We start from the raw sequence: 25,582 nt of genomic DNA on the forward strand, positions 1-25,582 counted from the left end.
ATACAGATATTGGTTATTTTAAATTCATAGAGATAGTGATAAGATGAAATGTATGGGCTTTCACCTATGCTCTATTAAGGTGACTAGGTAGTTCGCCAAATTAGTGTGTTTATTCTGTTAACATAATACTAGGGTAGAAAAATGGCAATTCAAAGAGTATTAACCAAACCTTTTGAAAATCAAAAACCAGGAACATCAGGTCTGCGTAACAAAGTCACTGCTTTTCAGCAAGCAGGATATTTAGAAAATTTTGTACAATCTATATTTAATTCTTTGGATGATATAGGAGGTAAGACTCTAGTTGTTGGTGGTGATGGTAGGTACTATAATGATGTAGCTGTACAAATTATTGTTAGAATGGCTGCAGCTAATGGTTTTAGTAAAATTATAGTTGGACAAAATGGTATCTTTTCTACTCCAGCTGTTAGTTGTGTTATTAGAAAGTATCAAGCTTTTGGTGGTATTGTGTTATCGGCTAGTCATAACCCGGGTGGTCCAAAAGGAGACTTTGGTATCAAATATAATGTTTCTAATGGTGGTCCAGCACCTGAGAAAATTACAGATAGAATTTTTTCAGAAACTAAAAAGATTGGCCAATACTTGATAAGTGACGCACCTAAAGATAGTGTTAATTTAAACAAGATAGGCACATACAAAATTGAAAATACAACCGTCGAGGTTATTAACTCAGTAACTGATTATGCTGAATTAATGCAACAAATATTTGATTTCGATAAAATTCGTGAACTATTTGCAAATGGTTTTAAGGTGCGTTTTGACTCTATGAGTGCAGTATCTGGTCCTTATGCAAAGTATATTTTTGAGACTCTTTTGCAAGCTCCAGCTGGTACAGTTGTCAATGCTGAACCACTTGAGGATTTTGGAGGTTTTCATCCGGATCCAAATCCTGTAAATGCTGAAGACTTAGTTAAGCATATGCGTAGTGGCAAGTATGATTTCGGTGCAGCTTCAGATGGTGATGCAGATAGAAATATGATTGTTGGTAAACAAATAGATGTATCACCTTCAGATAGTCTAGCAATTATGGCTGCAAATGCGCATCTTATACCAGCGTATTCAAAAGGAATTAAAGGTGTTGCTAGATCAATGCCTACATCAACTGCAGTAGACAGGGTAGCAGAGTCATTAGGTCTACCTTGTTTTGAGACTCCAACAGGATGGAAATTCTTTGGGAATTTATTAGATGCTCAGAAAATCACACTATGTGGTGAAGAGAGTTATGGAACAGGTTCAGATCACATTCGTGAGAAAGATGGAGTTTGGGCAGTATTGTTCTGGTTGAATTTAGTTGCTGCAACAGGCAAACATGTTGATCAGTTGGTTGAGGAACATTGGCAAAAATTTGGTCGTAACTTCTATTCAAGACATGATTATGAAGCTATAGATACTGTGATTGCTAACTCTATCATGAGTTCTTTAAGAGATAAATTATCTAGTCTTACAGGGACTCAATTAAATGGTGAGAAAGTGGCTAAAGCAGATGATTTTAGCTATACGGATCCTATAGATGGTTCAATTTCCAACCATCAGGGAATAAGAATTATTTTTGAAGATGGTTCTCGAATTGTGTTTAGGTTATCAGGTACAGGAACACAGGGAGCTACTTTACGTGTATATTTAGAAAAGTATGAATCTAACTCTTCAAAATTTGATACACCAACACAACAGGCTTTGGCTACTTTGATAAATATTGCTGGAGATTTAACCAATATTAAATCTTTAACAGGCATGGTTAAGCCAACAGTAGTTACTTGATTTAATTGCTATTATAAACACAAGGAGTTAATTATTATGAATAATCCTAATTCATCGCATCAGTTGTATAAAAAGGCTATGGCATTAGTGCTAGCAGGCGGGCGTGGTTCTCGTTTATATAATCTAACAGACACTAGAGCGAAGCCGGCTGTTTATTTTGGTGGTAAGTTTAGAATTGTAGATTTTGCCTTATCAAACTGCTTAAATTCTGGTATCAGAAGAATAGGTGTAGTTACACAATATAAGTCACACTCTTTACTTCGTCATATCCAACGTGGTTGGGGCTTCTTACGTGGTGAGCTAAATGAGTTTATAGATTTGCTACCAGCACAGCAAAGGGTTGATGAAGAGAGTTGGTATCGCGGTACTGCTGATGCTGTTTACCAAAATATTGATATTTTACGTTCTTATGGACCTGAGTATGTCATAGTTCTAGCTGGCGATCATATATATAAGATGGACTACTCAGTAATGCTAAGAGATCATGCCCAAAGCGGTTATAAGTGTACTGTAGGGTGTGTTGAAATTGCTGAAGAAGAAGCATTTGCATTTGGTATTATGGGTATTGATGAAGATCGTAAAATTACAAGCTTCGTCGAAAAGCCTAAAGATAATGCACCAACAATTCCTGGCACAACTGACAGATGTTATGCAAGTATGGGTATATATATATTCAATTCTGATTATTTGTATGATTTACTTGAGGAAGATATTGCAAATAAAGAATCAAGCCATGACTTTGGTAAAGATATAATTCCAAGAGTTGTTAGTGAAAATCAAGCTTTAGCACATCCATTTAGTATGTCATGTGTGCCTAGAGGTGAGGGTGTCGAGCCATATTGGAGAGATGTTGGTACTATAGATGCATTCTGGGAAGCTAACCTTGATCTAGCAGCTAATATGCCTGAGTTGAATATCTATGATAAAGATTGGCCTGTGTGGACAGCTCAAGAGCAGCTTCCTCCAGCTAAGTTTGTGCCAGATAGAAAGGGTAATCATGGTGTGATTACAAATACTCTTGCTTCAGGTGGTTGTATAGTGCTTGGTTCGCAAATCTCTAAATCTTTGATGTTCTCGAAAGTTAGAGTCTCAGCAGGTTGTGAGATTGATCAGTGCGTGATAATGCCTGAGGTAGTAGTGGGCGAAAATTGCCGTCTGAAAAAAGTTGTGATTGATAAAGGTTGTGATATCCCAGCTGGTATGGTGATTGGAGAAAATCCTAAAGAGGATGCTAAAAACTTTTTTAGAACCGACAAGGGTGTGGTGCTAGTAACTAAAAAGATGATAGATGAACTAAAAGAAAAATAAGAGAAGTTTATGCGCGTTTTACATGTATGTAGTGAATTATATCCAATTCTAAAAACAGGGGGTCTTGCAGATGTTACAGCTGCTTTGCCACCTGCATTAGCTAGTTTTGGGGTTGATAGTAGGGTTTTGGTTCCAGGGTTTCCGGCATTTATGAATGCTATTAAGGATAAGCAGCTTTTGATTAATATCCCTTCTCGTTTTGGTGCAGAAGAGATAAACATATTTTTAGCTAAGATTCCTAATACTAAAATCGACATATATGTAATAGATGCTCCTAGTTTATTTGCTCGACCGGGTAATCCATACGCAGATAGTAGTAATCAAGCTTATGCAGATAATTATCTCAGATTTGCTTTATTGGGTTGGGTAGCGGCAAGAATTTCTGAAGGCTTGGATGCTAAGTGGAAGCCAGAAGTTGTTCATAGTCATGATTGGCATGCTGGATTAGTACCTGCTTATATCAAAGCAAGTGAGCTGGCATCTGGCAAAAAAGCTGTAAAAACAGTGTTCACTGTGCATAACCTTGCTTATCAAGGTCTTTTCCCAATGAGTGTTTTTGCGGAGTTAGATTTACCAGGTATATTCTTGAGTATGAATGGTTTAGAGTTCTATGGTCAAGTATCTTTTATGAAGGCGGGCCTATATTTTGCTGATAAGATCACCACAGTAAGTCCTACATATGCTAAAGAGATTCAGTCTTATGAGCAGGGATGTGGATTAGAAGGGCTACTTGCAGATCGTCATAATGATCTATATGGAGTACTTAATGGTGTAGATCCTCAAGTATGGAATCCTAAAAAAGATACTCTTATAGAAGCTAACTATTCAGTTACTACAGCGAATGTTGGTAAAGCAAAATGTAAGGCAGCTCTACAAAAAATGACTGGACTTGCGAAAAAAGAGGATGCAGTAGTTTTTGGAATTGTAACACGCTTAACTGAGCAAAAAGGCCTAAATCTTTTAATTGAAGCAATAGGTGAAATCACTAGTAGAGGTGGTCAAGTTGTTTTATTGGGAAGTGGTGATAAAGCTTTAGAAGAAGCATTTTTAGCTGCGGCTAAGAAATCTCCTAAATCAATAGCTGTACAAATTGGTTATGATGAAAACCAAGCGCATCGTATAATTGCTGGTTCTGATGTGATAATGGTACCATCACGTTTTGAGCCTTGTGGATTGACACAACTATATGGTCTGACTTATGGAACTTTGCCTCTAGTACACAAAGTTGGTGGTCTAGCAGATACTGTTACAGATTCTTCATTGGAGAATTTGGCAGATGGTATGGCTACGGGGTTTGTTTTTGATGAGTTCAGTGTGGAGTCGCTCACTTTAGCAATTCGCCGAGCATTCGCATTATATAATCGTAAAGCAGACTGGAAGAGGGTTAGAAAAACTGCAATGCAGCAAAAAGTAGATTGGAATGCAGCTGCTGATAAAATACATCAAATTTATTCTCAACTGGTTTGATAGGCTTTCAAAAAAGTTCAAAAAATCAATATTTTTTTACCAAAAAAAATACTTAAATGATATTATAATTTTTAATGTAATTATTTTTTATCAATAAATTATTATCAAAGGTTTCTAAAAAAAATGGACAACAAAAATCAAATCAAGCTTTTTTTACAAGATGCTTTAGGATGTGATATAGCTAAAGCAAGTGATCAAGATCTATATTATGCACTATTATCTTATGTTAAAGAGCAAACAGAAAAACTACCAACGCCTGATTTTAAAAAGAAAATATATTATATATCTAGTGAATTTTTGATCGGTAGAATGCTAGCAAATAATCTTATAAATTTTGGAATTTATAATGATGTTAAAGAGCTATTTGAGGCTAATGGTAAAGATATAGCTTTGATCGAAGAGTGCGAGCCAGAACCATCTCTAGGTAATGGCGGTTTAGGTAGATTAGCGGCGTGCTTTTTAGATTCAATAGCATCGCTAGCTATTCCTGCAACAGGTGTTAGTTTGAACTATCATTATGGTTTGTTTAAGCAAAAATTCAAAAAGAATCTACAAAAAGAAACACCTAATCCATGGATAGAAGACAAAGGCTGGCTTAATAAGAGAAAGGCTGCTTATAAGATTGATTTCAATGGTTTTAGTATACAATCTCAGATGTATGATATTGAGATGGTTGGTTATCAAAATAATTTTGTTAATAAACTATGCTTGTTTGATGCTGAGAGCGTTGACTCTAGCATCGTTAAAAAAGGTATATCTTTTGATAAAACAGCTATCGAAAAGAATGTTACGCTTTTTTTATATCCAGATGATAGCGATGAAGCAGGACATTTATTAAGAATTTTCCAACAGTATTTCATGGTAAGTAATGCGGTGCATTTAGTTTTTGCTGATATGGATGCTAAAGGCTACTCAATTGAGAAGCTTCATGAACATGCAACTATCCAAATTAATGATACACATCCAACTTTAGTGATTCCTGAGCTTGTACGTCAGCTTATGACTAGAGGGCTATCTATAGATGCAGCTATCGAAATAGTTAAGAAAACAGTAGCGTATACTAACCATACTATCTTGGCTGAAGCGCTAGAGAAATGGCCTCTAAGATATCTTAAAAAAGTACTAACTCAAGAGTTAATCGATATTATTAGATATTTAGATGCTAAAGTTAAGCTAGAGCATATCGATGAGAAATTATCTATCATAGATGATCAAAGTATTGTACATATGGCTCATATGAGTATTCATTATAGCTTTAGTGTGAATGGTGTGGCAGCTCTTCATACAGAGATTCTTAAAAATGATGAATTGAAACATTTTAATGATATTTATCCAAACAAATTCAATAATAAGACTAATGGTATAACATTCAGAAGATGGTTATTACAATCTAACCCTGAGTTAACAAAATACTTAGAAAGTGTTATCGGTGATAGTTTTAAAACTAAAGCTACTGATTTAGAAAAACTTCTAAAATTTGATAATGATGATACTTTAAAAGCTCTTGAAGATATCAAAAAGGTTAAAAAAGCACAATTTATTAAATTTGCAAAAGAGCATTATGGTGTGGAGCTTATCAAAGATGGAATATTTGATGTACAAATCAAGCGTATCCATGAATATAAGCGTCAACAAATGAATGCTTTGTATATAATCCATAGATATTTGCAGATCAAATCAGGTAAGCTTAAGCCTGCAAGAGCTGTTAACTTTATATTTGGCGGTAAGGCAGCTCCAGCTTATATTATAGCTAAGGATATTATTCATCTAATCTTATGCTTACAAGAGCTTATCAATAATGATTCTGATGTTAATAAGTACATGAGAGTATTATTTGTTGAGAACTATAATGTAAGTGTTGCTGAGAAGTTAATCCCAGCTGCTGATATCTCTGAGCAAATATCTTTAGCATCAAAAGAGGCTAGTGGTACAGGTAACATGAAGTTTATGCTAAATGGTGCTATCACATTAGGAACTATGGATGGTGCTAACGTTGAGATTGCTGAGCTAGTTGGACAGGATAATATCTATACTTTTGGTAAGGATAGTGACACTATTATCAATCTATACAAGACTAGTGGTTATATTTCTAAAGATTATTACAAGCAGCCTGCAATCAAGCCGATCGTAGATTTTATAGTTTCTAAAAAACTTGTTAAGCTTGGTAAGAAATCTAACTTAAAAGAGTTGTATAACGAGTTACTTAATAAAGACTGGTTTATGACTTTGATAGATCTTGTAGAGTATGCACAAGTTAAGGATCAAATGATCAAAGATTATGAGAACCGTAAAGAGTGGATGTCTATGGCTTTAGTAAATATTGCAAAAGCTGGGTTCTTCAGTTCAGATAGAACTATTGCTGACTATAACAGAGATATCTGGAAGATTTAGACTTGTATTACACTTGTGATATAAGGATGATTAGTGTTATGAATAATATGTCATTCTACGACTTGATCGTAGAATCCAATAATTAACTTAGCTTATAGCCAATGGATCCTATGGTCAAGCCATAGGATGACTGCAGTTGAGTTTGTCACTCTTAGAATATTTTAGTACTATTTGGTTACCGCAATGTGCATTTTTTTATGATGTAGAGAGAGTATATGAAAAAATCTGGATTATTATTAGCTATCTCAAGTTTACCAAGTCAGTTTGGTATTGGTGATTTGGGTAAAAGTGCTTATGAATTTGTTGATATTATAAAACAAGCAAATACTAAGATTTGGCAGGTGCTGCCACTTACACCACTAGGTTTTGGCAACTCTCCATATCAGTCAAGCTCTTCTTTTGCAGGTGATGAAATCTATATTAGCTTAGAAAAACTAGCAGATTATGGTTTGCTTGAAGAATCATCTCTTAAAAGTCTAAATGTAAACTCTGACAAAGTTGAATATGAACTTGTTCGTAATTTCAAAGATAAGTATCTCGAAGAAGCATTTAGCAATTTTCAAAGTTCAAAAGATAAGTTTGAACAAGAATATAATAATTTTATAGCTCAAAACTCATGGGTTAAAAATTATGCTTTTTTTAAAGCTTTTAGAAAGGCTAATAATAACCAAGCTTGGAATTTTTGGCCACAAGAATATAAAAACTGGATCAAAGATAAAGCTATAGAACTTGATCAATTTCAAAACGAGATAGATTATCAAATATTTTTGCAGTTTATCTTTTATAAGCAGTGGTTTGAGCTAAGAGAATATGCTAATCAAAATAATATCGAAATCATGGGTGATTTGCCTATTTATCTTGGGTTTGACTCTGCCGATGTATGGGAGCATCAAGATATATTTCTATTAGACGAGAATCTAAATCCTAGTTTCGTTGCAGGTGTTCCACCTGACTTTTTCTCAGAAACTGGCCAGCTATGGGGTAACCCACTTTATGATTGGGATAAACTCAAAGAAACAAACTTTGATTTTTGGATAGATCGACTAAATGGTAACTTCAAGCTATTTGATATCGTTAGGATTGATCATTTTAGAGCTTTTGATACATATTGGAAGATACCAGCAGGTGAAAAGACTGCTATAAATGGTGAGTGGGTTGAGGCTCCTGGTTATGATTTCTTTGATACAGTCTATAAGCGTATTCCGGATGCTAATATTATTGCTGAAGATTTAGGAGATTTGCGAGATGAAGTATTTGAGCTACGCGATCACTTTAATTTAAAGGGTATGAAGGTTTTCCCTTTTCATTTTGATCTTAAGACTGGTAAATTTATCGAAAGTGTCAACATTATCGCTTACTCAGGCACACATGATAATAATACTCTCAAAGGCTGGTATTTTGATGAGTTAAACCGCTATCAAAGAAAGCTCTTAAAACGATATTTTAAAGCAAATGATAGAAATATTTTTAGAAAGATTATTAAGTATCTGCTTAATTGTGATGCTGAATATGTAATCCTGCCAGTACAAGATATATTAGAGCTGGGCAGTGAGGCTAGACTGAATACTCCTGGTACTGTAGGCGAACCTAATTGGCAATGGAAGTTGGTTGATTTTGACTTATTAAGAACAGAAGTTTAGGACTTGAATAAGAGAAATAGTTATGAAAGTTAAACATTTCAAAGGCTTAAAAGACTTTAGATATTTTAATCAGATAAAAGAACTTAGAAGGATATATAAATATTTTCCTTATCTATATAAATATAATAACCAAGAGGAAGAGGATTATTTTGAAAGTTATTTAGTAATGAGCTCTGACGTTGATATTTTTTATGTTGAAGATAATGGCGTAATATTAGGAGCATCTCTAGGATGTCCAATATCTAAAAGTTTTGGTTTAACAAAACCACTTTTTGATATGGATATAAATATGGACAAGGCGTATTATTTTGCTGATATTATGATAAAGAAAGATCATTGGGGAAAAGGTATTGCGTTTGATTTATATCAGAAACATATAGGCTATGTAAAAGAAAATAATTATGAAAAGATATGTGCTTTGATAGTTAATCGAGATAATGATCCAAGAAAACCAGAATTTTTTAAAAAGTCAAATATTTGGCAGGTTAACAAGTTTGAGAAAACTGATAAAAATGTTGTATATCCTTGGAGTACATATCAGGAAGATGGTTCTGTCAAGCAAGAGATTAATCAACTAGACTTGTATATTAAAAACTTAAGATAGTTACTTAATAATATAAAATTGATACTTTTATATAATATTTATTGATATCTAAATATGATAAAATCTTTTACAAAATTATAATTATGTAAAAATTTTAATTAGTATGCTTACATTTCAAGAAATTATTTTAAAACTACATCATTACTGGGCATCTAAAGGTTGTGCTATTATTCAGCCACTAGATATGGAAGTCGGTGCTGGAACATTCCATCCAGCAACAACTCTAAGAGCGATAGGTCCAGAGCCATGGACAGCTGCGTATGTTCAACCGTCAAGAAGACCTACAGATGGTCGCTATGGTGAGAATCCTAACCGTACGCAACATTACTACCAATACCAGGTTGTGATGAAGCCATCGCCTGATGATATCCAAGAATTATATCTTGGTTCACTTAGAGAGCTAGGTATTGATCCATTAGAGAATGATATTCGCTTCGTTGAAGATAACTGGGAGTCGCCAACACTTGGTGCTTGGGGTCTTGGTTGGGAAGTATGGTCAAACGGTATGGAGATTACACAGTTTACATATTTCCAACAAGTAGGTGGACTGGAGTGTAAGCCTGTGATGGGTGAGATTACTTACGGTCTTGAGCGACTAGCTATGTATATTCAAAATGTTGATAGTATGTATGATATCTTATGGGCTAATACGCAAAATGGTCCTTTGTATTATCGTGATGTATTTATGCAGAATGAAATCGAAATGTCGACTTACAACTTTGAAGAGGCTAATGTTGAAGAGCTTTTTAAACAGTTTGATTTATTAGAAAAAGAAGGTTATAGACTAGTAGGAAAAAATCTACCAATTCCAGCTTATGAGTTTGTATTGAAAGCTTCGCATACTTTTAACTTATTAGATGCGCGTCATGCAATATCTGTGACAGAAAGACAAGGCTATATTCTACGAGTTAGAAAATTAGCTCTAGAAGTAGCTAAAGAATATTATAGCGCTAGAGAAAAATTGGGTTTTCCAGCTTTTAAAAAAGACAATTGATTAAATGCTTTCGCTAACTTACGATGTGAGTTTTAGCGACATACTTTTTGCAATAGCAGAAAAAGTATGCAAAACTGCTTAGCACATGTTCGCGCTTTAATGTAAGTCATTGGTGCCTACAAAACTCGCAAGCTCAGACAGTTGTAGTCACTGGATCAATGACTTTGACATAAGCTTGCCACAAAGTGCTTTAATGTGGTGAAAATTAAAATGAAAAGTATAAATCAAATATTAAAATTTCTAGATATTCAAACCTTATCTCAAAATAATTTTGAAATTGAATCGCTATCTTTAGATAGTCGTAAATGTGACGCAAAATCAGTATTTATAGCTCTCAAAGGGCTATCAACTGATGGTAATAAATATATTGATAATGTTTTAACTAAGGGTACAAAACTTATTTTGAGTGATAAACTACCCCGTCAATCTTCGATTGCCACCCCTTCAGTAGCTGAAGGGGAATTACCTAATATTCTTTATATTCAAAATTTAAAAGAGAAGCTATCGAATCTTGCTAAATGGTTTTATGATTATAAAAAACCTCAAAATATAATTGGTATAACAGGCACAAATGGTAAAACATCGATTTCTAGTTATATTGCACAATTGCAAAAATTAATTGGTCAAAAATCATTATTACTAGGTACAAATGGCAATGGGATTTATCCAGATCTACAAGAGAGTACCCATACGACATTAGATATATTATCTTTATATCAAACTATTTCATATTATAAGAATTATCAAAATCTTGTTATGGAAGTATCTTCTCACTCATTGGATCAAAAGCGCACCGAAGGTTTAGATTTTGATATTGCAGTATTTAGTAATCTTAGTCATGATCATCTTGATTATCATAAGACTATGGATAATTATTTTGAGGCTAAAGCAAAATTGTTTCAGTTTAAAAGCCTTAAAAAAGCGGTAATAAATATAGATGATGAATATGGTCTGAAACTTTGGGAAAATACCAATAAATCGTCATTCCGTCAGGCTCCGACCACGGAATCCATAGATACTAACTTAAAGTATAGTATTGAGATTATAACAGTCAGCTTAAAATCAAGAAAAGCAGATATTTATCTAGAGTCTAAGAGTATAGAGAATATGCAAACAAGCTTTGATTTATATATTTCTCAAAAGCATATAGGTACTTATCAAACATCTTTAGTTGGCGAATTTAATCTAATGAATTTAGGTTTGAGCTTAGCGGCATTAGATGATAGCTCTACTAGAGAACAACTTCTAGAAAATATTTCTAAATTAAAACCTGTAAAAGGGCGTATGGAAGTAATTGCACTAGTAAATGGTGCAAAGATTATAATTGATTATGCGCATACTCCAGATGCTTTGGAAAAAGCTCTACAAACTCTAGTAAACTACCATCCAAATAATCTATGGTGTATCTTTGGCTGTGGTGGCAATAGAGATACTACCAAAAGACCTATAATGGCTCAAATAGCAGAAAAGTACGCTAATAAAATAGTCATTACAGAAGATAATAATCGTTTTGAAAATATTGAAAGTATTTTTGATGATATCAAAAAAGGTTTTAGGCATCCTGAAAGGCATACTTTTATTCATAGTAGAGAAAAAGCTATCAAATATACTATTGAAAACTCGAAAGCTAACGATGTTATTCTATTAGCTGGCAAAGGACATGAGTGCTATCTTGATAAAAATGGTATTAAAGAGTATTTTGATGAGCGAGAAGTTATCGCTAAGTATAATTTTTAAGAAAAGATAAAATGACAAATTTAGAAAAGAAAATAAGTTTTATCCAAGAGATAGATAAGCTAAAAGGCGTATATCGTAGAGCATTGATAAAATGTGATAATAATCGTAGAGAGAATACAGCAGAACATAGTTGGCATGTAACTCTTATGGGCGTTATATTAGAAGAATATGCAAGTGAAGAGCTTGATATGCTAAAAGTGCTTAAGATGCTATTGATTCATGATATTGTTGAGATATATGCGGGTGATACTTATGCTTTTGATAATCATGCAGTACTTGAGGACCAGAACGCCAAAGAACTAGAAGCTTTAGAGAAAATATTTTCATTGTTACCAGAAGATGAGGCTAATGAGTATAAAGCTTTATGGCTTGAGTTTGAAGATAATCAAACAGCGGAAGCTAAATACTCAAAAGCTATAGAGCGAGCAGTCCCAGTTTTGCAGAATATGCAAAATAATGGTGGTAGTTGGGTAGCTTATGGCAAAGTGCCTAAAGAAAAAGTTATCAGTAGAAACATAGGATTAAAAGACATTGCTCCAGAGTTATGGCAATATGTAAAAGGACAGATTGATTTAGCTGTAGAGAAAGGGTGGCTTGTTTAAGCAAATATTTGTAGTGACAGATCAATGATCTATCACTATGATAGTTTATTTAAAGCTATTTCCCCTTCACACTTCGACTTCGCTCAGTGATCGGAAGAGGAATTTGATATGAGTCTTATGGAGAAAAAATGATCAAATCACTAAAACAATTAGCAACACAAGCTGGCTTAGAATATATCGGCAAAGATGTCTCAATTCAAATTGTTAGTATTAATTCTAATGAAATTAAACAAGATGCTTTATTTGTCGCGATTGTGGCTAATCGTGATGGCCATGAGTTTATTCCAAGTGCTATTAGCAATGGCGCAAAAGCTTTGTTAGTATCAAAAAAACAAGATATAAATATTCCACAAGTGGTTTGTGGTAATACTATTAAGGGTCTTCGAGCGTTAGCAAAGGAATATCGTAAAAGTTTAAAAATGCCTATTATCTCCTTGACAGGTAGTTGTGGTAAAACAACGGTTAAAGAAATGATTGTAACTCTACTTGGTGGTAAAAAAGTTCATTTTACACAAGGTAATTTCAACAACTATCTTGGTGTGCCTATGACAGTTTTAGAAACTCCACAAGATGTCGATTTTGCTGTGATTGAAACTGGTACAAGCGTTGCAGGTGAGATAAAAGCTGCTGCTGAAATTATCCAGCCTAATGTTGCGATGATTACAAATGTTGGCGCTAGTCATTTAGAGAATCTTAAAACTCTAGATGGTGTAATGATTGAAAAAGGTGAGCTTCTCAAAGCTTTGCCAAAAGATGGTTTTTGTATTGTAAATCTTGATGATGAAAGAATACCAGCTTATGCAGATAAATTAGACTGTAACAAAATTACTTGCTCAATGAGTAATCAAGGTGCAGATATCATCATTTTAGATTATCAGGTTACACCAGAGTTATACGATGTTAGGATTAGAATCTTTGACAAAGAATATAGCTATCAGTTACCAAACATAGGTAAACATAATTTGTCTAATAGTATGCTTGCGATAGCAAGTGTGGTTGCTGCAGGACTAGAACCTAATGATTTCTTACAAAATACGCAAAATATCAAAAACTATAAAGGCAGATTCTCAACCGAAAAACTAAATGATAAGTTAACTCTTGTAGACGATACATATAATGCTAGTGCTGGTGCTGTCCAAGCTGCTATAGCAGATTTAGCTGAATTTGATGGTAAAAAAGTTATAGCAATTACTTCAATGAGAGAATTAGGTGATGAGGGCGAGAATTATCATCGTAAAATGGGACAATGGCTCAATAAGGCTGGCTTAGATAATATATTTTTATTTGGCGAAAAAAATTTAATAAAGTTTGCTTTAGAAGAGTATAAAGGTTCAAATGTTGAATATTATGATGATAAACAACAGTTAAATAATGATCTATTAAAAGCACTTGATGGGTATAAATCTCAAAATACTAAACTTACTGTCAAAGGAGCTAGAAGCTTTAAGATGGAAGAAGTTGTCAAATTTGTTAAGGAAAACTTATAAGGGACATTATGAAAAGACTTTTTGCCATATTAGTTTTTGTATTACTTGTAAGCGTATCTTTTGGTAAAGATATCATAAAGTATCCACTAATGGAGTCAAATGTACTTTGTGATTCTGTAAGACCATTTTGTGGCGATAACTGTAGTAATATGCCTTTTTATCCGACCTTATGTAAGCCTACTGAATATGGCTCAGCTTGGTCTGGCGGTGGAGCAACTAGTGCAACTAAACAACTATATTGTGCAAAAGCTACTTATGCAAATTGTCACTACTCAGGTTCTCCAAAAGCAACAGGTATAAATCCAAACAATCAAGCTATGCCATGTAAAGTAAGCGAAGATGGAAAAACAGCTAATTGTAGATGTAAGGTTTTCACAGGTCCTAATTATGTCAATATTGATGGAATTATGAACTTAGGCGTTTATTATAAGACAGTAGCAGTTTGTGGTAAAGATGGTTCAAAATGTAAAAATCTTTCTACTTGTTTACCGGATGGTAGTGGTGATTGTAAAGGAGTAGAAGCTCCAGTATGTAAATATATAGCTGATCAAAATACTCAAGATGATAATGTCTCTTTTATCCCAGGTGCTGACTTAATTTCAACTTATGGTTTTGATATGAATAAGGATTATGATATCGCAAAACCAGGTGAAGGGGTTAAATGTCAAAATATTGATGTAGCAGGTTGTATGACTCAACCATGTAAATATGAAAAAGGTTCAAAAGAGTATGCGAATTGTAGTTGTCCTATTACAAATATGAAAACTATGATGCTAAGTCAAAAAGGCGTATCTTGTGATTTGCCAAAAGGTTATGTTTGGGAATAGTCCAATAGGATTGATAATTATCTTCTAAACTTTCTAATATTTTATCTTAGATTTTATTTTTAATAATATTTAAAACTCTTCTTAGTGGTTCTGCAGCTCCCCATAGTAGCTGATCTCCTACCGTGAAGCAATGAAATATATCATCAGCTAATAGAGATGATTTGATACGACCTATAGCGATATCAAGAGTTCCTGAAGTTGCTTGAGGTGTTAGATGCTTAAGAGTATCTTCTTTGTTATTATCTACAACTTTAACCCACTCATTACCTTGAGATATTTTCTGCTTAATTTCTTCAGTTGTTAATTTCTGTCTTAGTTTGATTGTCAAAGCTTGAGAGTGTGATCTTAAGCTGGGAACTCTGACACATACGCCATCAACAGGGATTGCTTTTTTAGTATCTAGAATCTTGTTTAGTTCTGTAGCTGCTTTGTATTCTTCTTTTGTTTGTCCACTTGGCATACCAACATCTATCCAAGGCAATAGATTATAAGCTAAAGTTTGTACAGTTTTTTGTTGAGGGATTTTTGAAGAGTTTTTAGATAGTTCTCTTAGAGTTTTTTCTCTTGTTAGGATATCTGCATTTATATCATCAGCTTTACTCAAAAGATCAGCTTGTTGGAGAAGTTCTTGCATTGCTGCAGCGCCAGAGCCTGATATCGCTTGGTAAGTACTAGAGTTAACCCATTCAACAAGATCTTCTTTAAGTAGACCAGCGATTGCTAGAGACATTAAACTAACAGTGCAATTACTACCAATAAAATCTTTTTTACCACTATCAATAGCGTTGATTATTTGCTTATGATTTAACGGATCTAGCACTAGGGTACTTTCATTCTCTAGACGTAATGTAGATGCAGCATCTATCCAAAAACCTTGCCAACCATATTCTCTTAACTTAGAGTGAATTTCTTTGGTATATTCACCACCTTGACAGCTTAGAAGTATATCCATTTTAGCTAATTCTTCGATATTGTAAGCATCTTGCAGTATGCCATATTTCTCCATAAAACCTGAAGGCTGTTGTCCTGCTTGAGATGTTGAAAAAAACGTTGGTGATATATCATCAAAATCATTCGATTCAACCATACGAGACATCAAAACTGAGCCAACCATACCACGCCAACCAATAAAACCAACTTTAAGCATAAAACCCCTATAATTATTAGTGATAAAATTTATTGGTTAAGTATAATACAAAAGTAATCGATTTGATATTTGTTAAGAGTAAGAGTATAGAATATGATAGTACATAAGTTTGGAGGCAGTAGTTTAGCTACATCAGAGAAGATAAAAAATGTTTCGAATATAATTAGTTGTATCGATGAGGCTGTGGTAGTTTCTGCATCAGCAAAAACTACTAGTAATTTACAAAAAGCTATAGATCAAGCAATTGAGTCTCAAGATTATAGCGAAACACTTAATTTTATTTTTGAGCATCATAGTTCTATACTTCATGATTTAGTTCCCGCTGAGAATACCCTAAGAGAAACGATTCTTAAAGATTTAAGAGATATTAAGCATATTCTCAGTACTATAGTAATTACAGGGTTCTGCGCTGATAGTTTGAGATTCTTTATTTTGGGCTTTGGGGAAATATGGTCAGCTAAAATTCTTACGTTATATTTGCAATCAAGAGATAAGAATGCGTATTTTATAGATGCTTCAGAATGTTTGATTGTCAATGATAGTAATTATCCTGTTACAGTTAATTGGCAACAAAGTCTGGAGTCAATCGAGGCTATAAAATCTGAAAATCCTGCTGATGTATATGTTATCACAGGTTTTATTGCTCAAAATAAGCTTGGTAAGAGAACAATATTAGGCTTGAACTGTAGCGACTATTCAGCAGCTATTTTTGCAAAGCTATTACAAGCTGATAAGCTATATATTTGGACAGATGTGGCTGGTGTATACAGTGCTAATCCACAAGTAGTTCCAGAGGCAAAACCTCTTACACAATTAACATATAAAGAAGCTCTTGAGCTTGCTTATTTTGGTGCATCTGTTGTACATCCTTTAACTATAGCTCCAATGGCTCTAGAGAGAACACCTATTTATATAAAAAGTAGTTATTCACCAGATGAGGTTGGTACTAAGATTAGTGCTGACAAGGATGAAGACCAAGGTCTTATTAAAGGCCTAACAAGTGTCTCAGATGTGGCGATAGTGCGAGTGCAAGGTGCTGGTATGATAGGTGTTTCTGGTATATCGTTCAAAGTTTTTGGAGCACTAGAGAAAGCTGGTGTATCTGTAATGATGATATCTCAAGCGAGCTCTGAATATTCTATATGTTTTGCTATAGATAGTGTCAATGCTGATAGGGCAACTGAAACTTTAAAACATGAGTTTGCTAATGAGATAAAGAATAATCTTATTGAAGAGATTGCTGTTCATAAGCATCATGCTTTGATTACAGCAGTTGGTGAAGGTATGAAGTCTAAGACTGGATCGTTAGCAAAGTTGGTAAACTCACTTAAGTTAGCAAATATTAATATACATGCTATTGCTCAAGGATCCTCAGAGAGAAGTGTTACATTTGCAGTAAAAGCTGAAGATGAAGCTAGAGGTGTTCAAGCTATGCATCGTCACTATAATTCTGTAAGTGATGATATTGCAATTGCTGTAATTGGTGCTGGCAATATTGGTAAGGCTTTTATTAAGCAAATTAAACAAACTTATGAAAAATGGTATTCAAGAGGTATTAACTTAGTATTGGTAGGAGCTACTAACTCAAAGCAAATGCGTGTCTCTTATGAAAATTTATTATTTGAAAATATAGATAATCTACTTAATGAGAATACAGAGCAAGTTAATCTAGAGAAGTTGGCTGAATTTATGTCTCATGCTTCGGCTACCAAAAAAATTGTGATTGATGCTACAGCAAGTGAAGATGTTTCGAAAAGTTATGCTAATTTTTTAAACAACGGAATCAGTGTAATTACACCTAATAAATATGCAAATTCAGGGAACTATGAATTCTATCAAGAGCTTAGAAAAGTCGCTAAACAGAATGGCAGTAGTTTCTTATATGAAACAAATGTTTGTGCTGGCCTTCCTCTCATAGTTACATTGCAAAATATGGTTCAAAGTGGTGATCATGTTAGATCTATAAATGGTATTTTCTCAGGAACTTTAAGTTATTTGTTTACTCAGTTAAATAATGGTGTAATTTTCTCAGATGCAGTGAAGATGGCCTATGATGCTGGGTATACAGAGCCAGATCCAAGACAAGATTTATCAGGTATGGATGTCGCAAGAAAGACTGTGATCTTAGCTAGAGAAATAGGTCTAAATATAGGTCTGAATGACTTGGTTATTGAAAATTTAGTACCTGAAGAATTACGTGAATGTAGTGTAGAAGAGTTTTTTGCTAAACTTCCTGCATTTAACGAGCAAATAATGCATCAGATTGCAGACAAAAAGAAAGATCTTGCTGGGGTGCATTATGTTGGGTCTATCGTTAATGGTGTTGCAAATGTAGGTATCCAAGCTTACGATGAATCTAGTCCTTTTGCAAATGTGAAAGGTACTGATAATATCGTGATGATAAATACAGATAGATATACTCAACCTATGGTTATCCAAGGTGCTGGTGCTGGTGTTGAGGTAACAGCAGCGGGTGTATATGCCGATGTTATAACTGTGATAAGAGAAAAGTAGTCATGAAATTAGCTAATATTAAATCAGCTAAGGCATTTGCTCCAGCAACTAGTGCAAATTTTGCAGTTGGTTATGATTTGCTGGGTTTTGCTATAGATGGGGTAGGTGATACTGTCGAACTTATCAAAAGAGATGATGCCGAGTTGGTTATCAAACAAATTAGTGGAGCTACTGGCGCAGATAAACTACCTTTTGACAGTGATAAGAATGTTGCTACAGCTGTAATTAAAAAGTTTTTGGCTGATAAAGACATTGAAATGGGTTTTGATGTTTATATACAAAAAGGCATTACTCTAGGTTCTGGTATGGGTGGTTCAGCAGCTTCTTCAGTTGCTGCTCTAGTCGCGATGAATGCTTTTTTTGAAACACCGTATAACTATGATGATTTAATTGACTATGCTATCTATGGCGAGAGTTTGATATCAGGATCATTTCATGGTGACAATGCAGTGCCATGTATGTTTGGTGGGCTGGTATTATTACAAAGTTCAAAACCGTGTAAAAAAATAGATTTACCAATAGTTGATTGTAATGTGGTTATAATTTGCCCTGATCTTTCAATTGAGACAAAAAAAGCACGTGAACTTTTGAAAGAGCCTTATGATTTAACTACAATTGTTGAGCATAGTGCATGCTTAGCAGCTACGATAAGTGCTTTATATACACAAGATATTGAATTGTTGAGTCAAAGCCTGAAAGATATATTGATTGAACCAAGAAGATCGAAATTAATCACAGGATTTTACGATGTGCAAAAAGCGGCTTATGATACTGGTGTAATAGCTTGTGGGATATCAGGATCAGGGCCAACAATGTTTGCACTTGTAAAAAAACAAGATGATGCGAATGTTGTTGCTAAAACAATGCAAGATAAGTTTAAAGAATTTAACCTTAAGTCAGATAGTTGGATAAGTACTATGAGCGGTAAAGGTGCATACATATTAGAGAAAAAATAATAAAGGTAAGACATGAATTTTATTAGTACAAGAGATAAAAATATCAAAGTTTCATTAAGTGAGGCAATGCAGTCTGGATTAGCTCCAGGTGGAGGACTATTTGTACCTGAGAGATTTCCAAAGGTTGATTGGCAAAGTTTTACCAAAGATATCAGCTATGCTGAATTTGCTGCAAATACTTTGAGAGAGTTCTTTAAAGGAGATCAGCTTGCAGCTTCTTTAGATAAGATTTGTAATAATGCTTTTACTTTTGATGTGCCAGTTAAGCGCTTGGATGAAACAACATCTGTTTTAGAGCTTTTTCATGGGCCAACTTTATCTTTTAAGGATTTTGGTGCGAGATTTTTAGCAAATTGTCTAAGCTCTATCGATAGTGAGAAGCCATTTACAATTTTAGTAGCAACTTCTGGCGATACAGGTTCTGCAGTAGCGGCAGCTTTTCACGGTAAGGGTAATATTCGTGTTATAGTGATGTTCCCTAAGGGTAAAATCTCTAAAAGACAAGAAAAACAAATAACTTGCTGGGGCGATAATATCCAAGCTGTTGAAGTTGAGGGAGTTTTTGATGATTGTCAAAGTTTAGTTAAAGAAGCTTTTAAGACACCTTGGTGGACAGAAAGAACAAAACTAAATACATCTAATAGTATTAATATTGGTAGATTACTACCACAATCTACTTACTATGCTTATACCTCATGGCAGCATTATTTACAGACTGGAGAGAAAGCAAATTACATAGTTCCATCTGGTAATATTGGTAATATTACAGCAGCATTTTGGGCTAAACAAATGGGTTTCCCAATAGGTGAGATATCTATGAGCCTAAATGCAAATGATACAGTTATAGATTACTTGAATACTGGAGAATTTAACCCAAGAGCAAGTGTTGAGACACTGGCTAATGCAATGGATGTTGGTAATCCTAGTAATTTTGAAAGACTTTTATATCTGTTAGGCGGTTATGAGAATTTCAAAGCAAATGTTAAAGCTATATGTGTTTCTGATTTTGAAATCATAGAAGAAATTAAGCAAGTGTATCGTCAGTATAATGAAGTAGTCTGTCCACATACTGCAACAGGCTTTGTAGCTAAAAATCAGCTAGATGCAAATAAAGATTATATAATTGTAGCAACAGCTCACCCTGCTAAGTTTGAAAGTGTAATTGAGCCAGTATTAGACATACAAGTCTCAGCTACTCCGGCGTTACAGAAGCTACTAGATAAAGAACAATATAAAGTAGTAATAAATAAATCTATGGATGAGCTTTGTGAGGTTTACACAAAAGCTTTTGAATAAAAGTAACTTTTTTAATTCGGCACTGAAGTTAAATTAGTATCCATTTAATGTAGTAACTTGAATGATTTCACCATTATTTGAGATTTTTATATAGTTACCATCTTTGAACCAGTCGCCAAGTACATATCTAGTATAGTTATCCGCCATATGTATAGCCATTTTGTGCGTATGACCATGAATGATAATATCACAGTTGTTACGATATTTTTCGATACCTTTGGTCGTTACATCAACATTCGGATTTTTACGATTTTTTACATAACTTGCTTTTCGCACATTTCTTGCTGTATATTCTCTTATGAATAAAGGTAATCTTCTAAAAATAAATCTTAGAATAGGATTATATGCAATCCATTTTCTATAAGTTTGGTAGCTCTTATCGTCTGTACAAAATAGATCTCCGTGCGAGAAGAGTATTTTTTGATTAGATATATCTATATAATACGGATCTTTAATAAGAGTCACGCCACTTTGTTTAGCAAATTTTCTACCAATCAAGAAATCACGATTTCCATACATGAAAAATATTTCTAAACCTTGATCTGAAGCTTCTTTTAGCCAATTTGTGATTTTATGATAAAAGTCATCTCTATGGTTATCACCGATCCAATAATCAAAAAAGTCACCAAGAATAAAAAGCTGGTTTTGTGTAGATGTAATACTATCTAGAAACTTTTTAAAAAGATCAGCCATCTCAGCATGGTTAGCGTTTAAATGAAGATCCGAAATTAGATAAATATCTTTGTTATGAGCCATATTTTTGACGGTATTGTTTAAATTTTTCAATTATTGTTTCATCAAGATTTTTTTTGACATACTCAAAAATACTTTCAAAGTTTGTCACTGCTAAAACTGGGATGTTGAAATCTTGAGATATTTTCTTAGTTGCTGAAATATCGCTATCTTTAGCTTTTTCTTGACGATCAATAGACAGTACAACGCCAGCTATTTCAGCATTAATAGTTTTTAGCTTGTTGTATGATTCATGAAATGCTGTGCCAGCAGTCATCACATCATCTATGAGCAATACTTTTTTATTAGTCATATCGGCACCAACAAATACTCCACCTTCGCCATGATCTTTTGCTTCTTTACGATCAAAAGCGTAAGGCATATCTATGTTGTATTTCAGCGCTAATACAGTAGAAATAGCTGCAACTAGAGGGATTCCTTTATATGCTGGACCAAAAAGGATATCGTACTTCACATCGCTTTTGATAATCAATTGAGCGTAATAATCAGCAAGTGTGGCAAGTTGATCACCTGTGTTAAATAATCCAGCATTGAAGAAGTATGGACTAATACGTCCTGATTTAAGGGTGAATTCACCAAATTTAAGTACCTGATTCTTAAGGGCAAACTCTATAAACATATATTATGTCCTAACATATTCAAACTTGTTATAAATTATAGATAATAACTTTAGGAATACCAAGTAATTATAGTTTAAGATAAAAGATCTATTAATATATTTAAACTTAATAAGCTGATATAATTTAACTACTTTATTAGTTAGTTTCAAAAAAAAATTAATGTCAAAACATATTCATATTTTAGGTATCTGCGGTACTTTTATGGGCTCCTTAGCGGTATTAGCTAAACAAAAGGGGTATAAAGTAACAGGTTCGGACCTTAATGTATATCCACCAATGAGTACTTATCTTGAATCTCAAGGTATAGAGATACTACAAGGATTTGATTGTGATCAACTAGATACAAATCCTGATGAAATTATTATTGGCAATATTATGAAAAGAGGTATGCCAATAGTAGAAAAAATTCTCGCAGAAAAGCTAAATTATTTTTCAGGGCCACAATGGTTATATCAGAATATTCTTAAGTATAAAAAAGTTATTGCAATAGCTGGTACACATGGTAAAACTACAACTACAACAATGACTATCAAAATACTAGAGCAAGCTGGCTTAAATCCTAGTTTTTTGGTTGGAGGGGTTAGTAGTGATTTTGGAGTTTCATCGCGTTATACAGACTCAGAATATTTTGTTATCGAGGCTGATGAATATGATACGGCTTTTTTTGATAAACGCTCAAAATTGATTCATTATGATCCAAGTATTTTTGTGATTAATAATATTGAGTTTGATCATGCTGATATTTTCAAAGATATTGCTGCAATATTTTGGCAATTCCATCAATTACTCAGAAAAATGCCATCAACAGCAAAGATTATTTGTAATGACAAAGATGAGAATATTCAAAAGATAATATCAATGGGATGTTGGTCAGAAGTAGTTAGAGTAAATTCTGATAATGGAATCAAAATAGCTAAACATGTAGCAGATTATTCAAGATTTGAATTATGTGATTTCAATGATAATAATGTCGAAATATCTTGGGACTTAATTGGTGAGCATAATGCTCTTAATGCTATGAGTGCCTATGCTGTAGCAAAACAACTAAACATATCCGATGAAGTGATAAAAAATGCTTTAGAAAGCTTTAGAGGAGTTAAAAGACGGTTGGAAGTATTATCTCATCAGAATAATGTTACTTTGTATGATGATTTTGCCCATCACCCAACTTCTATTAAGCTAACTTTAGAAGCTGTGCGTAATAAAGATAAAGAAGCTTATTTAATAGCTCTTATAGATCCTCGCTCAAACACAATGCGTCAAGGTGATAATAAAGATAATTTGCCGATGTCAATTATAGAAGCTGATAGAGTGTTGTTGTATAATCATAGTTTACTAAAATGGGATGCGAAAGAAGTTCTTAAAAATAGTAGTAATGTTGATTTTATAGTTAGTGTTGATGATTTTGTTAATCGTATAAGTGAATTGTTAACTAAGTACCAAGACAGGAATATCCAGCTTGTGATGATGAGTAATGGCTCGTTTGATGGATTAAGAGAGAAGTTAGTTAAGTTTTTGGAGACTAAATGAGTTGTTTAATTTATGGTATTCATGCTGTTGATAGTTTAGTAGAAGCTAATCAAGCAAAAGAAATATTGGTATTTAAGAAGTCAAATGCTAGTCAAAAGATTGAAAGTATTATCTCTAAAGCTGAGTCAAAAGGCTTGAAAGTTACGTTTATTGATAGTTTTAAGCAACTTCCTGGACGAATCAGAAAAGATGCAAATCATCAAAATATCTTTGCCATAGAGATAAATGATTTTAAAACATATTCTGAGAATGATATTGAAAATCTAATTCCTCAGCATAAAAATGCTTTTATTTTAATATTAGATAATGTCCAAGATCCTCATAATTTTGGTGCGTGTATACGTAGTGCACATTCGGCAGGTATTGATTTTATAATTATTCCCAAAGATAATAGTGCACCAGTCAATGCAACGGTCAAAAAAGTTGCTTGCGGTGCTGCAGAGCATACAAAGATTGTAGTTGTTACTAACCTTGCTAGAGCAATCGAAAAACTCAAACAATTAGGGGTATGGGTTATTGGTTTAGCAGGCGAGGCAGATGATAGCTTATATTCGATGAATTTGGCAGATTCTGTAGCAATAGTTGCTGGTGCAGAAGGTAGTGGTATGCGTCAGCGTACAAAGGCTAGTTGTGATTTTCTTGCTAAATTACCAATGTTAGGAGAAGTTTCTAGCTTAAATGTTTCTGTTGCTACAGGTGTGGCATTATATGAAGCAGTAAGGCAAAGAAGCCTGTGATAACAGTACAAAGGAGTATTTATTTCAGGTAGATTTGTTAACTTTTAGAGCTAGTGCTGAGTAGTTAATTTATAAACTAAAGGTATTTAAATGCAATTTGCTTTTTTAAATAGTAATAAGTATGCAGCGATAAACGCTCTTAAAGCTACAATAGCTGTTGCGATTGCTTATACACTAGGTCTTCTGTTAGGAAATTTTTTTAATATAGAGCAAATGTATCTTTGGATGACAATTACAGTTGTAGTTGTGATGTCTACTCAGCCTAATTTAGGAGGAGCTCTAGATAAGGCACTAATGAGGTTTTTGGGGACAGTTGCTGGAGCCTTAGTGGCTTTAGTTATTATAGCTTCAGTCCAAAATCATATTTTACAAGTAGTGTTAATTCTACCATTTATATTTTTAGCTGTTTACTTTGCTGGAGCTTCTAAATATAGCTATGCTGGTACATTAGCGGGAATTACTCTTATAATTATTATTCTAAATAAACAGCCGGGTGTTCAAGTTGCTATTTATAGAGCTATTGAAATATCTTTGGGTATAGCGATCTCATTATTTGTGAATAGGTTTATATTTCCAATTAGAGCAGAAACAAGGCTTAAAGAAAGCTATATTAAAACAATTTCAGAGATTCATGATTTTTTTGATATTCTATTTATTGAGCGTAATCATTCTCATAAAAAGCTTAGAGTCAGTATATTTCACGAATTTGCAAAACACCTTACTCTTATTAAAGAGCTGAAGTATGAAAAATCTGCAAAAAAAGTGCATGAGTTTGAAAAGATGAGTTTATATATTCGTAGGCTATACAGATATATGATCGTTATGTATGAATACATAGAGTTTTCTTTTGATCCTCAAACAATTGCAGATCTTGATAAGGAGCCAGCTTTTATAGAATTTAAGAGTTATATTATGAAATCATTAACTGATGTGTCAGAAGATATTAAGAAACGTAAGCGCATAAGTTATAAGGAGTTGTTGCGTTTTGAAAGACATATTTTACCTTTATTAAAAGATGTTAAAGTTTTGAACGATAAGGATGAGAGTTTTATATTCTATATAAAGATGTTCCTTAATGCGTTGAAAAAGCTTTCTTTAGAATATAACTATATTTTGCAAATCTCTAAACATTGATAAAATAAGCTTGTTACGGTAGTATATACGCTTAAATTTTCTTATTAAAAAATCTTTTATTT

The 25,582-nt window shown here is 33.6% G+C and carries 20 protein-coding genes; 17 read left to right on the forward strand and 3 right to left on the reverse strand.

Going from position 1 to position 25,582, the window contains the following annotated elements:
* The first annotated feature begins 141 nt into the window (after positions 1-141).
* The 11 genes from FQ699_RS02670 (at position 142) to FQ699_RS02720 (ending at position 14,833) form a co-directional block, all read left to right on the forward strand.
* The gene (locus FQ699_RS02670) at positions 142-1,776 is read left to right on the forward strand and encodes an alpha-D-glucose phosphate-specific phosphoglucomutase (protein ID WP_146421016.1); all 1,635 of its coding nucleotides are present in this window, start codon (positions 142-144) and stop codon (positions 1,774-1,776) included.
* Between the two features lie 36 nt (positions 1,777-1,812).
* Positions 1,813-3,084, forward strand: a complete 1,272-nt coding sequence (gene glgC / locus FQ699_RS02675; protein WP_146421017.1) for a glucose-1-phosphate adenylyltransferase — start codon at positions 1,813-1,815, stop codon at positions 3,082-3,084.
* 9 nt (positions 3,085-3,093) lie between these two features.
* On the forward strand, positions 3,094-4,551 hold the full coding sequence (gene glgA / locus FQ699_RS02680; RefSeq protein WP_146421018.1) for a glycogen synthase GlgA: 1,458 nt from the start codon (positions 3,094-3,096) through the stop codon (positions 4,549-4,551).
* A gap of 123 nt (positions 4,552-4,674) precedes the next feature.
* Positions 4,675-6,942: a glycogen/starch/alpha-glucan family phosphorylase gene (gene glgP / locus FQ699_RS02685; RefSeq protein ID WP_146421019.1), complete on the forward strand. Its 2,268-nt coding sequence runs from the start codon at positions 4,675-4,677 to the stop codon at positions 6,940-6,942.
* A 215-nt stretch (positions 6,943-7,157) separates the two neighbouring features.
* Positions 7,158-8,582: a 4-alpha-glucanotransferase gene (malQ, locus tag FQ699_RS02690; RefSeq protein WP_146421020.1), complete on the forward strand. Its 1,425-nt coding sequence runs from the start codon at positions 7,158-7,160 to the stop codon at positions 8,580-8,582.
* A gap of 22 nt (positions 8,583-8,604) precedes the next feature.
* Complete coding sequence (locus tag FQ699_RS02695; RefSeq protein WP_146421021.1) at positions 8,605-9,186, forward strand: GNAT family N-acetyltransferase; 582 nt, start codon at positions 8,605-8,607, stop codon at positions 9,184-9,186.
* Positions 9,187-9,289: 103 nt separating this feature from the next.
* Positions 9,290-10,180, forward strand: a complete 891-nt coding sequence (glyQ, locus tag FQ699_RS02700) for a glycine--tRNA ligase subunit alpha (protein ID WP_013923567.1) — start codon at positions 9,290-9,292, stop codon at positions 10,178-10,180.
* A gap of 210 nt (positions 10,181-10,390) precedes the next feature.
* Entirely contained in the window at positions 10,391-11,917 is a 1,527-nt protein-coding gene (locus tag FQ699_RS02705) for a UDP-N-acetylmuramoyl-L-alanyl-D-glutamate--2,6-diaminopimelate ligase (RefSeq protein ID WP_146421022.1), read from the forward strand.
* A gap of 11 nt (positions 11,918-11,928) precedes the next feature.
* A complete protein-coding gene (locus tag FQ699_RS02710) occupies positions 11,929-12,519 on the forward strand; it encodes an HD domain-containing protein (RefSeq protein ID WP_146421023.1) in 591 nt (196 codons plus the stop codon).
* Between the two features lie 128 nt (positions 12,520-12,647).
* Positions 12,648-14,006 carry a UDP-N-acetylmuramoyl-tripeptide--D-alanyl-D-alanine ligase gene (locus FQ699_RS02715; RefSeq protein WP_146421024.1) on the forward strand — a complete coding sequence of 453 codons (1,359 nt, stop codon included), beginning with the start codon at positions 12,648-12,650 and terminating at the stop codon, positions 14,004-14,006.
* 8 nt (positions 14,007-14,014) lie between these two features.
* Positions 14,015-14,833, forward strand: a complete 819-nt coding sequence (locus FQ699_RS02720) for a hypothetical protein (RefSeq protein WP_146421025.1) — start codon at positions 14,015-14,017, stop codon at positions 14,831-14,833.
* A 46-nt stretch (positions 14,834-14,879) separates the two neighbouring features.
* On the opposite strand, the gene asd is transcribed toward FQ699_RS02720, so the two are convergent.
* Positions 14,880-15,980, reverse strand: a complete 1,101-nt coding sequence (gene asd / locus FQ699_RS02725; RefSeq protein WP_146421026.1) for an aspartate-semialdehyde dehydrogenase — start codon at positions 15,978-15,980, stop codon at positions 14,880-14,882.
* A gap of 93 nt (positions 15,981-16,073) precedes the next feature.
* Here asd and thrA point away from each other — a divergent pair, with 93 nt between their 5' ends.
* From thrA to thrC, 3 genes are read left to right on the forward strand one after another with little or no spacing between them, the layout of a single operon-like run.
* Complete coding sequence (gene thrA / locus FQ699_RS02730; RefSeq protein WP_146421027.1) at positions 16,074-18,494, forward strand: bifunctional aspartate kinase/homoserine dehydrogenase I; 2,421 nt, start codon at positions 16,074-16,076, stop codon at positions 18,492-18,494.
* A gap of 2 nt (positions 18,495-18,496) precedes the next feature.
* A complete protein-coding gene (locus FQ699_RS02735) occupies positions 18,497-19,450 on the forward strand; it encodes a homoserine kinase (RefSeq protein WP_146421028.1) in 954 nt (317 codons plus the stop codon).
* Positions 19,451-19,462: 12 nt separating this feature from the next.
* Positions 19,463-20,746 (forward strand): threonine synthase, encoded by a 1,284-nt coding sequence (gene thrC / locus FQ699_RS02740; RefSeq protein ID WP_146421029.1) that lies wholly within the window; start codon positions 19,463-19,465, stop codon positions 20,744-20,746.
* Positions 20,747-20,779: 33 nt separating this feature from the next.
* On the opposite strand, the gene FQ699_RS02745 is transcribed toward thrC, so the two are convergent.
* A complete protein-coding gene (locus FQ699_RS02745) occupies positions 20,780-21,502 on the reverse strand; it encodes a UDP-2,3-diacylglucosamine diphosphatase (RefSeq protein WP_146421030.1) in 723 nt (240 codons plus the stop codon).
* A complete protein-coding gene (gene pyrE / locus FQ699_RS02750) occupies positions 21,492-22,118 on the reverse strand; it encodes an orotate phosphoribosyltransferase (protein WP_146421031.1) in 627 nt (208 codons plus the stop codon). The genes FQ699_RS02745 and pyrE overlap by 11 nt, the downstream gene beginning before the upstream one ends.
* A 160-nt stretch (positions 22,119-22,278) precedes the next feature.
* Between pyrE and mpl the strand changes: the two genes are divergently transcribed.
* From mpl to FQ699_RS02765, 3 genes are all read left to right on the forward strand, one after another.
* On the forward strand, positions 22,279-23,649 hold the full coding sequence (gene mpl, locus FQ699_RS02755; RefSeq protein ID WP_146421032.1) for a UDP-N-acetylmuramate:L-alanyl-gamma-D-glutamyl-meso-diaminopimelate ligase: 1,371 nt from the start codon (positions 22,279-22,281) through the stop codon (positions 23,647-23,649).
* Entirely contained in the window at positions 23,646-24,386 is a 741-nt protein-coding gene (gene rlmB / locus FQ699_RS02760) for a 23S rRNA (guanosine(2251)-2'-O)-methyltransferase RlmB (RefSeq protein WP_146421033.1), read from the forward strand. Before mpl ends, rlmB begins: the two co-directional genes overlap by 4 nt.
* A gap of 90 nt (positions 24,387-24,476) precedes the next feature.
* The gene (locus FQ699_RS02765; protein ID WP_013923554.1) at positions 24,477-25,520 is read left to right on the forward strand and encodes an FUSC family protein; all 1,044 of its coding nucleotides are present in this window, start codon (positions 24,477-24,479) and stop codon (positions 25,518-25,520) included.
* Positions 25,521-25,582 lie beyond the last annotated feature (62 nt).

The organism is Francisella salimarina (assembly GCF_007923265.1).
Classification (GTDB): domain Bacteria; phylum Pseudomonadota; class Gammaproteobacteria; order Francisellales; family Francisellaceae; genus Francisella; species Francisella salimarina.

Bases quoted from the DNA above. Each gene is read 5' to 3' on its own strand.
- thrA (WP_146421027.1), top strand. From the start codon at position 16,074: ATGATAGTACATAAGTTTGGAGGCAGTAGTTTAGCTACATCAGAGAAG.
- FQ699_RS02710 (WP_146421023.1), top strand. From the start codon at position 11,929: ATGACAAATTTAGAAAAGAAAATAAGTTTTATCCAAGAGATAGATAAG.
- FQ699_RS02720 (WP_146421025.1), top strand. From the start codon at position 14,015: ATGAAAAGACTTTTTGCCATATTAGTTTTTGTATTACTTGTAAGCGTA.
- malQ (WP_146421020.1), top strand. From the start codon at position 7,158: ATGAAAAAATCTGGATTATTATTAGCTATCTCAAGTTTACCAAGTCAG.
- FQ699_RS02705 (WP_146421022.1), top strand. From the start codon at position 10,391: ATGAAAAGTATAAATCAAATATTAAAATTTCTAGATATTCAAACCTTA.
- mpl (WP_146421032.1), top strand. From the start codon at position 22,279: ATGTCAAAACATATTCATATTTTAGGTATCTGCGGTACTTTTATGGGC.
- FQ699_RS02735 (WP_146421028.1), top strand. From the start codon at position 18,497: ATGAAATTAGCTAATATTAAATCAGCTAAGGCATTTGCTCCAGCAACT.
- rlmB (WP_146421033.1), top strand. From the start codon at position 23,646: ATGAGTTGTTTAATTTATGGTATTCATGCTGTTGATAGTTTAGTAGAA.
- asd (WP_146421026.1), bottom strand. From the start codon at position 15,980: ATGCTTAAAGTTGGTTTTATTGGTTGGCGTGGTATGGTTGGCTCAGTT.
- glgA (WP_146421018.1), top strand. From the start codon at position 3,094: ATGCGCGTTTTACATGTATGTAGTGAATTATATCCAATTCTAAAAACA.
- glgC (WP_146421017.1), top strand. From the start codon at position 1,813: ATGAATAATCCTAATTCATCGCATCAGTTGTATAAAAAGGCTATGGCA.
- FQ699_RS02765 (WP_013923554.1), top strand. From the start codon at position 24,477: ATGCAATTTGCTTTTTTAAATAGTAATAAGTATGCAGCGATAAACGCT.
- thrC (WP_146421029.1), top strand. From the start codon at position 19,463: ATGAATTTTATTAGTACAAGAGATAAAAATATCAAAGTTTCATTAAGT.
- pyrE (WP_146421031.1), bottom strand. From the start codon at position 22,118: ATGTTTATAGAGTTTGCCCTTAAGAATCAGGTACTTAAATTTGGTGAA.
- FQ699_RS02715 (WP_146421024.1), top strand. From the start codon at position 12,648: ATGATCAAATCACTAAAACAATTAGCAACACAAGCTGGCTTAGAATAT.
- glyQ (WP_013923567.1), top strand. From the start codon at position 9,290: ATGCTTACATTTCAAGAAATTATTTTAAAACTACATCATTACTGGGCA.
- FQ699_RS02745 (WP_146421030.1), bottom strand. From the start codon at position 21,502: ATGGCTCATAACAAAGATATTTATCTAATTTCGGATCTTCATTTAAAC.
- FQ699_RS02670 (WP_146421016.1), top strand. From the start codon at position 142: ATGGCAATTCAAAGAGTATTAACCAAACCTTTTGAAAATCAAAAACCA.
- glgP (WP_146421019.1), top strand. From the start codon at position 4,675: ATGGACAACAAAAATCAAATCAAGCTTTTTTTACAAGATGCTTTAGGA.
- FQ699_RS02695 (WP_146421021.1), top strand. From the start codon at position 8,605: ATGAAAGTTAAACATTTCAAAGGCTTAAAAGACTTTAGATATTTTAAT.